Origin of the sequence: Methylobacterium phyllosphaerae (assembly GCF_001936175.1) — a bacterium.
Classification (GTDB): Bacteria; Pseudomonadota; Alphaproteobacteria; order Rhizobiales; family Beijerinckiaceae; genus Methylobacterium; species Methylobacterium fujisawaense.
The window spans coordinates 1,968,560-1,981,253 of sequence record NZ_CP015367.1 but is presented as its reverse complement, the minus strand read 5'-3'; the positions used below and the strand labels follow the sequence as shown (position 1 = coordinate 1,981,253).

The 12,694-nt window shown below is 70.1% G+C and carries 14 protein-coding genes; 9 read left to right on the top strand and 5 right to left on the bottom strand.

Annotated elements, in window-relative coordinates; all coding sequences use genetic code 11:
* Positions 1–108 precede the first annotated feature (108 nt).
* Positions 109–1,413 (top strand): MFS transporter, encoded by a 1,305-nt coding sequence (locus MCBMB27_RS08775; protein ID WP_075380238.1) that lies wholly within the window; start codon positions 109–111, stop codon positions 1,411–1,413.
* Positions 1,414–1,464: 51 nt separating this feature from the next.
* Here the strand turns inward: MCBMB27_RS08775 and MCBMB27_RS08770 are convergent, their stop codons facing one another.
* Entirely contained in the window at positions 1,465–1,701 is a 237-nt protein-coding gene (locus MCBMB27_RS08770; RefSeq protein WP_043384899.1) for a hypothetical protein, read from the bottom strand.
* A gap of 193 nt (positions 1,702–1,894) precedes the next feature.
* Complete coding sequence (locus tag MCBMB27_RS08765) at positions 1,895–3,094, bottom strand: hypothetical protein (protein WP_083683428.1); 1,200 nt, start codon at positions 3,092–3,094, stop codon at positions 1,895–1,897.
* Between the two features lie 392 nt (positions 3,095–3,486).
* On the opposite strand from MCBMB27_RS08765, the gene flgB reads away from it, so the two are divergent.
* From flgB to recA, 8 genes are all read left to right on the top strand, one after another.
* Complete coding sequence (gene flgB / locus MCBMB27_RS08760) at positions 3,487–3,888, top strand: flagellar basal body rod protein FlgB (protein WP_043351493.1); 402 nt, start codon at positions 3,487–3,489, stop codon at positions 3,886–3,888.
* Between the two features lie 65 nt (positions 3,889–3,953).
* Entirely contained in the window at positions 3,954–4,361 is a 408-nt protein-coding gene (flgC, locus tag MCBMB27_RS08755) for a flagellar basal body rod protein FlgC (protein ID WP_043351491.1), read from the top strand.
* 32 nt (positions 4,362–4,393) lie between these two features.
* Positions 4,394–4,708 (top strand): flagellar hook-basal body complex protein FliE, encoded by a 315-nt coding sequence (gene fliE, locus MCBMB27_RS08750; RefSeq protein WP_043351496.1) that lies wholly within the window; start codon positions 4,394–4,396, stop codon positions 4,706–4,708.
* 60 nt (positions 4,709–4,768) lie between these two features.
* Complete coding sequence (gene fliQ, locus MCBMB27_RS08745; RefSeq protein ID WP_043351489.1) at positions 4,769–5,035, top strand: flagellar biosynthesis protein FliQ; 267 nt, start codon at positions 4,769–4,771, stop codon at positions 5,033–5,035.
* Between the two features lie 51 nt (positions 5,036–5,086).
* A complete protein-coding gene (gene fliR, locus MCBMB27_RS08740) occupies positions 5,087–5,848 on the top strand; it encodes a flagellar biosynthetic protein FliR (protein WP_043351488.1) in 762 nt (253 codons plus the stop codon).
* 53 nt (positions 5,849–5,901) lie between these two features.
* Positions 5,902–6,969, top strand: a complete 1,068-nt coding sequence (gene flhB, locus MCBMB27_RS08735; RefSeq protein WP_043384892.1) for a flagellar biosynthesis protein FlhB — start codon at positions 5,902–5,904, stop codon at positions 6,967–6,969.
* Positions 6,970–7,131: 162 nt separating this feature from the next.
* On the top strand, positions 7,132–9,894 hold the full coding sequence (gene cckA, locus MCBMB27_RS08730; protein WP_075381903.1) for a cell cycle histidine kinase CckA: 2,763 nt from the start codon (positions 7,132–7,134) through the stop codon (positions 9,892–9,894).
* 326 nt (positions 9,895–10,220) lie between these two features.
* Entirely contained in the window at positions 10,221–11,282 is a 1,062-nt protein-coding gene (recA, locus tag MCBMB27_RS08725) for a recombinase RecA (protein WP_391526775.1), read from the top strand.
* 473 nt (positions 11,283–11,755) lie between these two features.
* On the opposite strand, the gene rpsQ is transcribed toward recA, so the two are convergent.
* The 3 genes from rpsQ to rplP are packed head-to-tail and all read right to left on the bottom strand — an operon-like array spanning position 11,756 to position 12,683.
* Positions 11,756–12,019, bottom strand: a complete 264-nt coding sequence (gene rpsQ / locus MCBMB27_RS08720; protein WP_043346666.1) for a 30S ribosomal protein S17 — start codon at positions 12,017–12,019, stop codon at positions 11,756–11,758.
* A gap of 22 nt (positions 12,020–12,041) precedes the next feature.
* Entirely contained in the window at positions 12,042–12,257 is a 216-nt protein-coding gene (gene rpmC, locus MCBMB27_RS08715; protein WP_043346669.1) for a 50S ribosomal protein L29, read from the bottom strand.
* A 12-nt stretch (positions 12,258–12,269) separates the two neighbouring features.
* Positions 12,270–12,683, bottom strand: coding sequence for a 50S ribosomal protein L16 (gene rplP, locus MCBMB27_RS08710; protein WP_043384884.1), 414 nt, complete (start codon positions 12,681–12,683; stop codon positions 12,270–12,272).
* Positions 12,684–12,694: the final 11 nt, after the last annotated feature.

Here is a 12,694-nt window from a genome sequence, read left to right as displayed (position 1 = left end):
ACCTCCGCGCCCATGTCGGGTGCCCATGCCGAAACCGGGGTATCCGCTCGCGCCGCCTCGTGCGAAAGCGCCGCAACCGACCCGGATTCCTCCTCTCCCATCCCGATCATGTTGCAGACCATCGACACCGCGGGCTCGACGCACGCCACGCCGAGCGCCGGCCGGATTCTCGCCGCGAGTTTCGTCGGCACCGCCATCGAGTTCTTCGACTTCTACATCTACGCCACCGCCACCGCCCTCGTGATCGGGCCGGTCTTCTTCCCCGCCGGCGCCCCGGGCGTGCAGCAGCTCAGCGCCTTCGCGACCTTCGCGATCGCGTTCCTCGCGCGGCCGGTGGGCGCGGCCCTGTTCGGGCATTTCGGCGACCGCGTCGGCCGCAAGGCGACCCTGGTGGCCTCCCTGTTGATCATGGGCCTCTCCACGGTCCTGATCGGCTGCCTGCCGACCTATGCGGTCGCGGGCTGGTGGGCGCCGGCGGCGCTCTGCATCCTGCGCTGCGGCCAGGGCATCGGGTTCGGCGGCGAATGGGGCGGCGCCGCCCTGCTGGCGGTCGAGAACGCGCCGCCGGGCCGGCGCGCGTGGTACGGCATCTTTCCGCAGCTCGGCGCGCCGGTCGGCTTCATCCTGGCCAATCTCGGCTTCCTCGCCCTCAGCTTCGGCCTGTCCCCCGAAAGCTTCCAGGCCTGGGGCTGGCGTCTGCCGTTCCTGGCCTCGGCCGTCCTGGTCGGAGTGGGGCTCTACGTCCGTCTGAAGCTGACCGAGACGCCGGCCTTCAAGGCGGCGCTCAGCGAGGCGCGGCCGGAGCGCGTACCCTTCGCCACCATGCTGACCCAGCATGGGCGCGCCGTCCTGGTCGGCACCTTCGCGATGGTGGCGGTCTACGCGGTGTTCTACCTCTCCACCGTATTCGCCCTCGGCTTCGGCACCGGCACGCTCGGGTACAGCCGGCCGACCTTCCTGCTGTTCGAGTGCATCGCGGTCTGCTTCATGGCGCTCGGCACCGTGGTGTCGGGTGCCGGGGCCGACCGCTTCGGACGCAGGCCGGTGCTGCTCTCCGGCATGGCCGTGACGTTCCTGCTGGGCTTCCTCATGGGGCCGATGCTGGGCCACGCCGCCGGCAGCGGCACGTGGCCGCCCGTCCTGGGCTTCCTCTGCCTCAGCCTTCTGACGATGGGCTGGGTGTTCGGGCCGATGGGCGCCGTGCTGCCCGAACTGTTCCCGACGCGGGTGCGCTACACCGGCGCCTCGGTCACCTACAATCTCGCGGGGATCCTGGGCGCCTCGGGCGCGCCCTACATCGCGCAGGAACTCGCGGCCTATGGCGGGATCGGATTCGTCGGGTTCTATCTGTCGGGCGCCGCGATCCTCAGCTTCCTGGCCGTCCTCGCGATGCCGGAAACCGCCGATCGCTGACCGGTCACGCCGCCGCGGAGACTCCGCCGCGCGGTCCGGCCGAGGCCGGCCTCAGGGCGCCGGACGATCGGCGCCCCCCTGCACGACCGGCTCGAAGCGCCCGAGAAACCGGGTCCGCTCCCACAGCTCGATCGGGTCGCGCTGAACCATCGCCCGGGCGCGGCGGCGCGCCTGCGTGTCGTCCTCGGCGGACAGGATCTCGGCCGCGCGGACGCGCCCGGCCCGGTCGAGCCTGAATGTCCGGTACGCGCGGCTCCGGTGAGCCGTTTCAGCATCCAGCGCGAGCATTGCGATCTCCTCGGAGGTCGAGCGTCCGGGAAGACGGTTAACCAAACGTCAATCGCCGCGTCTGCCGCCCTCGAAAACCGGCTGGGAAAGTTCGGTCGGAACCGTGCCGGGCGGCGCCGAGACCGACGGATCGTTACGTCGGCCTGCGACCTGCGACCCCGGCCGCGCGACGGCTCGGCCGAAACGGGTGCGTTCAGCTCCGCTTGTCGAGGGGACGACCCAGGAGGCGCGCGAACTCGGCCTCGATCTCCTCCACGGAGAACGGATTGCCGGCAGACTTCGCTTCGGGCGGCGCGGAAGAAGGCGGCGGCGGGACGGGGGCGGCCTTGGGCATCGCCGGCGGCAGCACGGGTTTGGGCGGGACCGGCGCCGGGGGCGGCGGGGCCTCCTGCGGAACAACCGGCGGCGGCACCGGCGGCGACACCGGATCGAGCGGCGCGCTCGCCATCGCGGCGGCGAGCGGATCGACGCCCTCCGGCACGGCGGGCGATGGCACGGGCGGCGGCGGCGTCACGGCCGAAGACGACCGAGACAGGGCGGCCTGGAGCTGCCGCGCCATGTCGGACAGTACCCCCGGATCGACGGACTTGCGCTCGGACGGGACCGCGAGGCTCGGCGCCGGACGGGCGGGCTCCGCCTCGACCGCGGACCCGTCGGGTTTGCGCTCGGAGGCTGGACCGGGCCGCGGCTCGACCAGCGGCGGCGCGGTCCGGCTGAGGATCCGCCGCGGCGTCGTCGGCTCGCGCGCCGGCGGCGCGGGCAGTTCCACCGGCGGCGGCACCAGCATGTCGGGTGAGGGCGGGGGCGGGGCGGCCGTCAGCGGGGCGGAAACATCCTGACCGGGCTCGTCGCCGCCGAGCAACGCCGCATCGAGGGGCAGCGTGATGGGCGGGGCGGCGGCGGAGCGCGGGACCGGCGGCGGCACGACCACCGGCATCTCGAAGCCCGGATCGAACAGCGGTTCCGCGCGGCGCCCGCCGGATTCGGGCAGGACCCGGGGCGGTTCGGGCAGGCGACCGCCCTGGACGAGGGGATCCGGGAGCGGCTCGTCCAGCGGCTCGGAGGCCGACTCCGGCCGGATGGACGCTTCGGGCAACGGCCGCTGGCCGCGCTGGATGTTGCGCTCGACCACGACGTCGTTGGGGCCGCCCACGAGCAGCAGGTGCTCGACATTGTCCCGGCGCAGCAGGATCAGCTGCCGGGCGCGGTCGAGTTCGTACACGTCGACGATCCCCAGCCGCGGCTGGCGCCCACGGCCTCCGGAACGCCCCGGCAGCGCCAGGCTCCGGCCGGTGAGCCGACGCACCGTGAACACGATGGCCGCGAGCGCCGTGAAGATGACGGCGAAGATCACGATGTACTGGATGATAGGGGAGCCGTCAGAGCCGAACACGGATTGTAGCCATCGCAAGGTTACGCACTCGCAGGTTCCGACCGCCGCGGGTGCGCGCCGGCACGGACTTGTCCATACCACGCCGGGGGGGCGGCAAGGCAAACGACGTTAAGAGTTCGTTAACAGACCTTTTAATTGAACGCGATCAAGACAGTAGGGCGGGGATAAGCCGCCGGGTCAGCGGATCCGAGGCCGGACGGTCCTTCGTCCGCGGTAAAGGCTGCCGCCGCTTCGGGCCCGGCGGCCCGCGCCGGCGCGACAGCCGCGATCCCGCGGCCGATCCGCAGACCGGTCGTCCCTGATCGCGGGCTTAACGCACCGTTAACCATGCGCACGGCAGATTTTGCCGAGCCCGCTCGTTCCGGCGCGGCCACGCCATCCCGGAGGCGACCTTGGCTCTCACCGATCTGCCCGTGCTGAGCATGCTGCGCACGCGGATGCAATGGGCGCAGGCGCGCCAGGGCGTGATCGCCGAGAACGTGGCCAATGCCGACATGCCGGGGTTCAAGCCCCGCGACCTCGTGGAGCCGCGCTTCGACCGGGCGACCGGTACGCTGGCCGCCACCGCGACCGGCCTGACGCTGACGAGCCCGGGCCACATGGCGCCCGCCGGTCAGACGGTCGGGGCCGATTCAAAGCGCGCCAAGGGCTTCGAGGTCCGCCCGAGCGGCAACGGCGTCAACCTCGAGGACGAGATGATGAAGGCCGGCGAGAACCAGTCGGACTACCAACTCGCCGCCTCGCTCTATCAGCACAGCCTGACCACCCTGAAGATCGCGATCGGCAAGAGCTGATGCGCGACGACCGAGGGGGGAGCGCCGACGGCCGCACGGTCACGGCAGCAGGAGGGGCCTGAGCCATGGAATTCACCAAGTCACTGGCGGTGGCGGCGGCGGGCCTCAAGGCCCAGTCCGGCCGGATGCGCATCATCGCCGAGAACATCGCCAACGCCGATTCCGCGCCGGCCTCCGCCGGGGCGCAGCCCTACCGGCGCAAGATCCCGACCTTCACCAGCCATCTCGACGACGAGACCGGCGCAAGGCTCGTCGAGGCCGGGCGCGTCAGGCGCGACCCGTCGGCCTTCCGGACGAAGTACGAGCCGGGCAATCCCGCGGCCGACGCCCAGGGCGTGGTGCAGATGCCCAACGTCAATGCGCAGATCGAGAACATGGACCTGCGCGAGGCCCAGCGCTCCTACGAGGCGAACCTCAACATGATCAGCGCCACCCGCAAGATGCTGGCACAGACCCTCGGCATCCTGAAGTGAGCCTGCAGGACGCATAGCAAGGACGCATGGCGATGGCTTCGAGCAACTTCGCGGCGGGTGCCTACGCGGCCGTTCAGGGCCTCGCCGGCGGCCGGCCCGCGCCCCGGGTCCAGCCGACGACCGGGACCGGCAGCGACTTCATGCAGCTCCTCGGGCAGACCCTGGACAGCGTCGGCGATGCCGGCCGGCGGGCCGACACGCAGGCCGTCTCGGCCGCCGCCGGCAAGGCCAATGTCGTGGACGTGGTCACCGCGGTGGCCGAGAGCGAGACCGCCCTGCAGACCATGGTGGCGGTGCGCGACCGCATGATCTCCGCCTACGAGGAGATCATGCGCATGCAGATCTGAACGGCGGCCCGGTCCCTCGCCGATTCCGCCGCCCGCGCCCTCCGTACAGATCGCATCCCCATGACCGGCCTCGCCATCCTCGACGTCGCCCGCGACGGCATCTTCGTGTTCCTCAAGGTGGCCGGGCCCCTGATGCTGGTCGCCCTGGCGGTCGGGCTCGCGGTCTCCCTGGTCCAGGCCCTGACCCAGATCCAGGAACAGACGCTGATCTACGTGCCCAAGATCGTGGCGGTGTTCGCCGCGCTCCTGCTGATGCTGCCCTTCATCGGCGACGCCATGGCCGGCTACATGACCCGCATCGCCGCCCGCATCGCGGCCGGCGGCTGATGCCCGCCCCGGCCGGGACAGGCGCGGCCCACGCGTGCCATAGAGGCCGCGATGAACCTGCTCCTGCCCGGCATCGCCTCGGCCTACCTGATCACCTTCGCGCGCATCGGCACGCTGATCATGCTGATGCCGGGGATCGGCGAGCAGACGGTGCCGCCGCGCCTGCGCCTCGCCTTCGCGCTGCTCACCGCCCTGGTGCTGTTCCCGACCGTGCGTCCGCTGCTGGGCGGGACCGAGGGCGTGGCCGGCCCGCGGCTGATCGGGCTCCTGTTCGGGGAGACGATCATCGGGCTGGTGCTCGGCCTGACGGTGCGCATGATCCTTGCGGCCCTTCAGACCGCCGGTGTGATCATCGCGGCACAGGTCGGCCTGTCCTACGCCATGACGGTGGATCCGAACCAGGGCGGCCAGCAGGTGGCGATCGGCAACTTCCTGTCGCTGCTCGGGATCACGCTGATCTTCGCCGCGGATCTGCATCATCTCGCCATCGAGGGCGTGGCCCGCAGCTACGAGGTTCTGCCCCCCGACGGCGTGCCGTCCTTCTCGGACGCGCTGATGCTGGCCACGAAGGCGCTGGCCCGGGGCTTCACCCTGGCGGTCCAGATCTCCGGCCCGTTCATCGCCTTCGGGATCCTGTTCAATCTGGGTCTCGGGGTGCTGTCGCGGCTGATGCCGCAATTGCAGGTGTTCTTCCTGGCGGTCCCGGCCTCGGTGCTGATCGGCATGCTGCTGCTGATGGGCTGCCTCGGCGTCATGATGGGCGTCTTCCTGGACGATCTGGGCCGGTATCTCGGGGATTACGTCGGCCGCTGAGCGGCCGGACCGCCCGCGCCCCGATCACCCGTCCGCGCTGAGAGCGAAGCGAGATGGCCGACGATACCGACGACGAGGACAAGACCGAGGAGCCGTCCCAACGGCGGCTCGATCAGGCCATCGAGCGCGGCGACGTCGCGACCAGCACCGAGATCAACACCTTCGCGATGCTGGGGGCGTTCACCCTGACCCTGCTGGTCGCGGCCCCGAGCATCGCCACGAACCTCCTGCACGGCCTCAAGGCCTACCTCGCCAACGCCCATGCCCTGCCGGACGACGCCACGGCGATGAAGGCGGCCATGACGCGCGGCCTGTGGCTGTGGCTCCAGGCGGTGGCCGTGCCGGTGGGTCTGGCCGTCGTGGCCGGACTGGCCGCGGGACTCCTGCAGCACCCGCTGGTCTTCTCCACCGAGACGCTGATGCCGAAATTCTCGCGCCTGTCGCCGATGGCGGGCGTGAAGCGCCTCCTCGGCGTCGAGGCCCTGTTCCAGTTCGGCAAGGGCTTGGCCAAGATCGGCGCCGTGGGCGTCGTCGGCGCGGTGCTGCTGTGGAACGACCGCGACCGGCTGGAGGTGTTCGCCCGCCTGGACCCGGCCGCCTCCCTGCCGGCGATCCTGACCCTCAGCCTGAAGCTGCTCGCCGGCATGCTGTGCATGCATCTCGCGATCACCCTGGGTGATGCCCTCTACGCGCGGTTCCGCTGGCGCAAGCGTCACCGGATGTCGAAGGAAGAGCTCAAGCAGGAGATGAAGGAGTCCGAGGGCAACCCGGAGGTCAAGGGCCGCCTGAGGCAGTTGCGGATGGCCCGCGTGAAGAAGCGCATGATGGCCGCGGTGCCGACCGCCACCGTGGTGGTGACGAACCCGACCCACTACGCGGTGGCGCTGCGCTACGAGACCGGCATGGCGGCGCCGATCTGCGTCGCCAAGGGCGTCGACGCCCTGGCCCTGCGCATCCGCGCGGTGGCGGCCGAGCACGGCGTCGCGGTGATCGAGAATCCGCCCCTCGCCCGGGCGCTCCACGCCACTGTAGAGATCGACGGGGAGATCCCGGCCGAGCACTACCGCGCGGTGGCGGAGGTCATCGGGTTCGTGCTGCGCCTGCGGAGGCGGGCGGCCTAGCAACCGCGCGATGCCGCGGGCCGGAGCCGACGGAAAGCCACGCTTCCTCCACCTTTTTTCGCGAGGCTGTATCAAGGCTTGTCGCGACGAGAGTGGTGCCGCGCCCCGCATGTCCTGATATGGCCGGCTGACCAACCGGGTGACTGTTCTGGAATGAAGCCGATGGCCGACGTCACTGGACCTCCGGCGCCTGCCGCGGGCCCGCAGAATTCGGGGCCTCCGGTCTCGCAGGCGTCCGCCCTGCTGGGCACCGGCTCGATCGACCGGTCGGAGCAGCCGGGCCGGGTCGGCCTGCTCCTCGTGCTCGCCGGGCTGCTGGTCGGCGCCGCCATCGGCCTGTCCTTCGTGGCCAACGAGCAGGCCCAGTCGCTGATCGTCTGGCTGCTGGCCCTGCTGGCCATGGCGGGCGTGTTCTTCCTGTTCGCCCTCGCCATCGGGGCGCTCCAGCTCAGCGGCAGCGCGGCCCGGGACGACATCACCAAGGGGATCGTCGACGCCTCGCCGGACGGCAAGCTGGTCGTCGAGGAGGGGGGCCGGCTGATCTACGCCAACGAGGCCTATCTGCGGATCGCCAGCGGCGACACGTTCTCGAACCTCGTGCCGGTGGAGCGCATCCTCGTCGGCTCTCCGGAGGTCTCCGAGGCGGTCTACCGCCTGTCGCAGGCCTCGCGCGATGCCAGAGCCCATACCGAGGAAGTCCGGATGTCGCCGCCCCTCGGGCCGACGGTCGGCGAGCGCGGCTTCGGGTGGTACCGCGTCTCGGTGCGGCCCCTTGCGCGTCCGCGCCGGGCGGCCTCGCTCTGGACGGTGGCCGACATCACCGCCGAGCGCGAGCGGCAGGAGAACGTCTTCCAGGAACTCCAGCACGCCATCGACTACCTCGACCACGCCCCGGCGGGCTTCCTGTCGATCGATCCGGCCGGCGCCATCGTCTACATGAACGCGACGCTCGCCGCCTGGCTGGGTTACGATCTCGCCAGCGTCGGCCCCGGCGGGCCGCATCTCACCGAGATCGCCCCGGAGGCGGATGTTCTCGTGCGCACCGCCGGCCTGCCCGGCGAGGTCCGCACCGACCGCTTCGACCTCGACCTGCGCCGCCGCAACGGCCACACCCTGCCGGTGCGGCTCTACCACCGGGTCGCCTTCGGCAAGGACGGCAAGCCCGGCTCGTCGCGGACCTTCGTGATCAACCGCTCGGCCGGGGCCGAGACCGACGAGCCGCAGCGCGCCGCCGAGGTGCGCCTCGCCCGCTTCCTCAACAACTCGCCGATCGCGATCGCGACCCTCGACCGGACCGGCTGCATCGCCCGGGCCAACGCCTCGTTCACCCGGCTGTTCGGCACGGTGCCGCGCCAGGCCGATGACGGCGCCTTCGACGGTGACGGCGCGACCCGGGTCGAGCCGAACGTCGCCGATTCCGTGGCCGACCGGACCGCCCTGGAGGCCGGGCTCGCCCGGGCGGCGAGCGGTCGGACCGATCCGGAACCCATCGAGGTCCAGCTGACCGGGCCCGGCGGCCGCTCGGCCCGGGTCTGGCTCAGCCCCGCCGACGGCGGCGATCCGGGGCAGCAGACCGACGAGGCCGAGCGGGTGATCCTGTACGCCCTCGACACGACGGCGCAGCGGCAACTGGAGCAGCAGGTCGCCCAGGCCCAGAAGATGAACGCGGTCGGCCAGCTCGCGGGCGGCATCGCGCACGACTTCAACAACGTGCTGCAGGCGATCATCGGGTACTCGGACCTGCTTCTGGCGAGTCATCGGCCGACCGACCCGGCCTTCCAGGACATCATGCAGATCAAGCAGAACGCCAACCGGGCGGCGGGCCTCGTCCGCCAGCTCCTGGCGTTCTCCCGGAGGCAGACCCTGCGTCCGGAGGTGATGAATGTCGGAGAGGCGCTCTCCGAACTCACTCTCCTGCTCAAGCGCCTGCTCGGCGAGCGGGTCGCCCTGGAGCTGAAGCACGGCCGCGAGGTCTGGCCCGTGAAGGCCGACGTCAACCAGTTCGAGCAGGTGATCGTCAATCTCGCGGTCAACGCCCGCGACGCCATGCCGGAGGGCGGCAAGCTGATGATCCGGACGGAGAACGTCTTGGATCCGGGGGCGGCCTCCGATGCGGAGGGACGCGGCGGGGCACCGGCCGGCGACCACGTGCTGATCGAGGTGCGCGACACCGGCCAGGGCATCCCCCCCGAGCTGATGGAGAAGATCTTCGAGCCGTTCTTCACCACCAAGGAGATCGGCAAGGGCACCGGACTCGGCCTGTCGACGGTGTTCGGCATCGTCAAGCAATCGGGCGGCACCATCGACGTGCAGTCGACGATCGGGGAGGGGACCGCCTTCCGCATCTACCTGCCGCGGCATGTGCCCGTGGCCGAACCGGAGGAGGTTCCGACCCCGGCTGCGGTGCCGGCGCTCCCGCGCGCGGAGCCGCTCGCGCCGGTCTCCGGGTCGCCGCGGCCGGCTGCCGAGCCGGGCGATGCCGGCGCACCGCGGAGTGCACCGGCTCCGGCCACGGCCGACAAGCCGGCGCCGCGCAAGCCCGCCGCGGATCATACGGGGCAGGGCACCATCCTGCTCGTGGAGGACGAGGATCCCGTCCGGGCGGTCAACAGCCGCGCCCTCTCGGCCCGCGGCTACACGGTCCTGGAGGCGGCCTCCGGCCTCGAGGCCCTGGCGATCGTCCGCGAGGGCACCCAGCCGATCGACCTCGTCGTCTCCGACGTCGTCATGCCCGAGATGGACGGCCCGACCCTGCTGCGGGAGGTGCGCAAGCATCAGCCCGACCTAAAGGTGATCTTCGTCTCCGGCTACGCCGAGGACGCCTTCCGCAAGAACCTGCCGGAGGGGGAGACCTTCAACTTCCTGCCGAAGCCCTTCAGTCTGAAGCAGCTCGTCGAGACCGTGAAGAAGACGATGGCCGATTGAACGGCGTCGATGGCGTTGTCGATGGCAGCGTCCCGGCCCTTCCCTGCGAAATCCGGCATCCGATGCCGCCCACCGTGTTCAGACCCTGAACGGAGTGCGGCACCGGATCCCGGGCATGCCCCCGACGGATCGGTGCGCCGGAGGCCGCGGTTCGCCCTGAACCGCATCGGTGGCGCCGGCAGGCTATGCACAACCCACGGTACCGCCCTTGTCGAAATAGAACAAAACAGGTACATGAAGGCGGTGGGGACGCGCGTTGTGAACTGCGTCCAACCCCTTCATAAGGAGCCCGCCAGATGGCCCAGCCCGCATTGAAAGTGGTCGACATGCCCCCCGTGGACAAGGACAAGTCCAAGGCCATTGACGCCGCCCTGGCTCAGATCGAGCGCGCCTTCGGCAAGGGCTCGATCATGCGGCTCGGCAAGAACGACAAGGTTCAGGAGGTCGAGACCGTCTCGACCGGATCGCTGGGCCTCGACATCGCCCTCGGCGTCGGCGGCCTCCCGCGCGGCCGGGTGATCGAGATCTACGGCCCCGAATCGTCCGGCAAGACGACGCTGGCGCTCCACACCATCGCGGAGGCCCAGAAGAAGGGCGGCGTCTGCGCCTTCGTGGATGCCGAGCACGCCCTCGATCCGGTCTATGCCCGCAAGCTCGGCGTCAACCTCGACGACCTGCTGATCTCGCAGCCCGATACGGGCGAGCAGGCCCTGGAGATCACCGACACGCTGGTGCGCTCCGGCGCCATCGACGTGCTGGTGGTCGACTCGGTGGCCGCGCTGACCCCGCGCGCCGAGATCGAGGGCGAGATGGGCGAGAGCCAGCCGGGCCTTCAGGCCCGTTTGATGAGCCAGGCCCTGCGCAAGTTGACCGGCTCGATCTCACGCTCGAACTGCATGGTCATCTTCATCAACCAGATCCGGATGAAGATCGGCGTGATGTACGGCAGCCCCGAGACCACCACGGGCGGCAACGCCCTGAAGTTCTACGCCTCGGTGCGCCTCGACATCCGCCGCATCTCGACCCTGAAGGATCGCGACGAGGCGATCGGCAACCAGGTCCGCGTCAAGGTGGTGAAGAACAAGGTCGCGCCGCCGTTCAAGCAGGTCGAGTTCGACATCATGTTCGGCGAGGGCGTGTCGAAGGTCGGTGAGCTGATCGACCTCGGCGTGAAGGCTGGCATCGTCGAGAAGTCAGGCGCCTGGTTCTCGTATAACAGCCAGCGCCTCGGCCAGGGCCGCGAGAACGCGAAGGGCTTCCTGCGCGACAACCCGAAGATCGCCGCCGAAATCGAGGGCTCCATCCGGCAGAATTCCGGCTTGGTCGCCGAGAAGATCCTGGAAAACGCGACCCCGACCGCCGACGATCTCGACGAGGGCGAAGCCTGATCCGAAGACCGGGCGGTGGACCAAGTCCGGCGCCCGATCCCTTGAGACCGAGCCCCATGGCGATCGCAGGATCGCCATGGGGTATTGTTTTGGGCCCAAGGCACCGATCGATAGCGGAATACGAAAGAAGCGGACGTCCAGACTCGGCCGCGGCCTCAGAGATCCTCGACGCAGAGTTGGGGCACCACCAAACAGGCACGCCCCCAACCCGTATGCGACGCCACCGCGGCGAGCGGCGGTCCCGACAGAGACCTCCGCGCTTCACGTCGGCGCCTGCACACGCATTCAGATCGCAGGATGCCGAAACGACGAAGCCCGGCACGAATCCGGCTCTTGCGAGTCGAATTGCGTCCGGGCGTTCGTCGAACCGGTCATGCCGCGACCCAGGAATGGACCCGTCTCGGGGGCCATCCCACAGCGTCGCGGACCGGGATCAGGCGGATGCGGAGACCGCAGCCGCCGGGATCCCAGGATCAGGCGGCCTCGCCGGCCTCGGCCTGGGCGGCATCGCCCTCGACCAGCTTCCAGGTCTTGGTCTTCGAGAAGGGACGGCACTCCTCGATGAACACCGTCTGCCCGACCTTGGCGACATTCGCCTCGTCGTGCGCGTGGTAGTTCTTCGAGCGACGGACGGTCTTCTTCATCACCGGGTGGGTGAAGCGGCGCTCCACCTTGACCACGATGGTCTTCTCACCCTTGTCGCTAACGACGGTGCCCTGCAGGATGCGCTTCGGCATGGTGTTCTCCTAGCGGCCCGTATCAGCTCTTGGCCGCCTGCAGCGTCTTCGCGCGCTGCAGCGTCCGGACACGGGCGATGTCGCGACGGACCTCACGGACGCGGGCGACGTTCTCGAGCTGGCCGGTGGCCCCCTGGAAGCGCAGGTTGAACTGCTCCTTCTTGAGGTTGATCAACTCGTCATTCAGCTGATCCGGCGACAGGGCCTTGAGATCAGACACTCTCTGGGTCGACTTCACGATATCCTCCGTTCAGTCGGCGATGCGCTGGACGACCCGCGTGCGGATCGGAAGCTTCGCGGCGCCGAGGCGGAGCGCCTCCTTGGCGATGTTCTCGGCAACGCCGTCGACCTCGAACATGATCCGGCCGGGATGGACCCGGGCCGCCCAATAGTCCGGGGCGCCCTTACCGGAGCCCATGCGGACCTCGGTCGGCTTCGACGAGACCGGCACATCCGGGAACACCCGGATCCAGACGCGGCCCTGGCGCTTCATCTCGCGGGTGATCGCGCGGCGGGCCGCCTCGATCTGGCGGGCGGTGATGCGCTCAGGCTCCACCGCCTTCAGGCCGAACTGGCCGAAGTTCAGCTCGAAGCCGCCCTTGGCCGCACCGTGGATGCGGCCCTTGAACTGCTTGCGGAAGCGGGTCTTTTTCGGTTGCAGCATGGCTTCCTACC

Excerpts from the sequence above, each read along its gene's own strand:
- MCBMB27_RS08775 (WP_075380238.1), top strand. The coding sequence starts at position 109 with ATGTTGCAGACCATCGACACCGCGGGCTCGACGCACGCCACGCCGAGC.
- MCBMB27_RS08770 (WP_043384899.1), bottom strand. The coding sequence starts at position 1,701 with ATGCTCGCGCTGGATGCTGAAACGGCTCACCGGAGCCGCGCGTACCGG.
- flgC (WP_043351491.1), top strand. The coding sequence starts at position 3,954 with ATGGAATTCACCAAGTCACTGGCGGTGGCGGCGGCGGGCCTCAAGGCC.
- fliE (WP_043351496.1), top strand. The coding sequence starts at position 4,394 with ATGGCTTCGAGCAACTTCGCGGCGGGTGCCTACGCGGCCGTTCAGGGC.
- fliQ (WP_043351489.1), top strand. The coding sequence starts at position 4,769 with ATGACCGGCCTCGCCATCCTCGACGTCGCCCGCGACGGCATCTTCGTG.
- fliR (WP_043351488.1), top strand. The coding sequence starts at position 5,087 with ATGAACCTGCTCCTGCCCGGCATCGCCTCGGCCTACCTGATCACCTTC.
- flhB (WP_043384892.1), top strand. The coding sequence starts at position 5,902 with ATGGCCGACGATACCGACGACGAGGACAAGACCGAGGAGCCGTCCCAA.
- cckA (WP_075381903.1), top strand. The coding sequence starts at position 7,132 with ATGGCCGACGTCACTGGACCTCCGGCGCCTGCCGCGGGCCCGCAGAAT.
- recA (WP_391526775.1), top strand. The coding sequence starts at position 10,221 with ATGCCCCCCGTGGACAAGGACAAGTCCAAGGCCATTGACGCCGCCCTG.
- rpsQ (WP_043346666.1), bottom strand. The coding sequence starts at position 12,019 with ATGCCGAAGCGCATCCTGCAGGGCACCGTCGTTAGCGACAAGGGTGAG.
- rplP (WP_043384884.1), bottom strand. The coding sequence starts at position 12,683 with ATGCTGCAACCGAAAAAGACCCGCTTCCGCAAGCAGTTCAAGGGCCGC.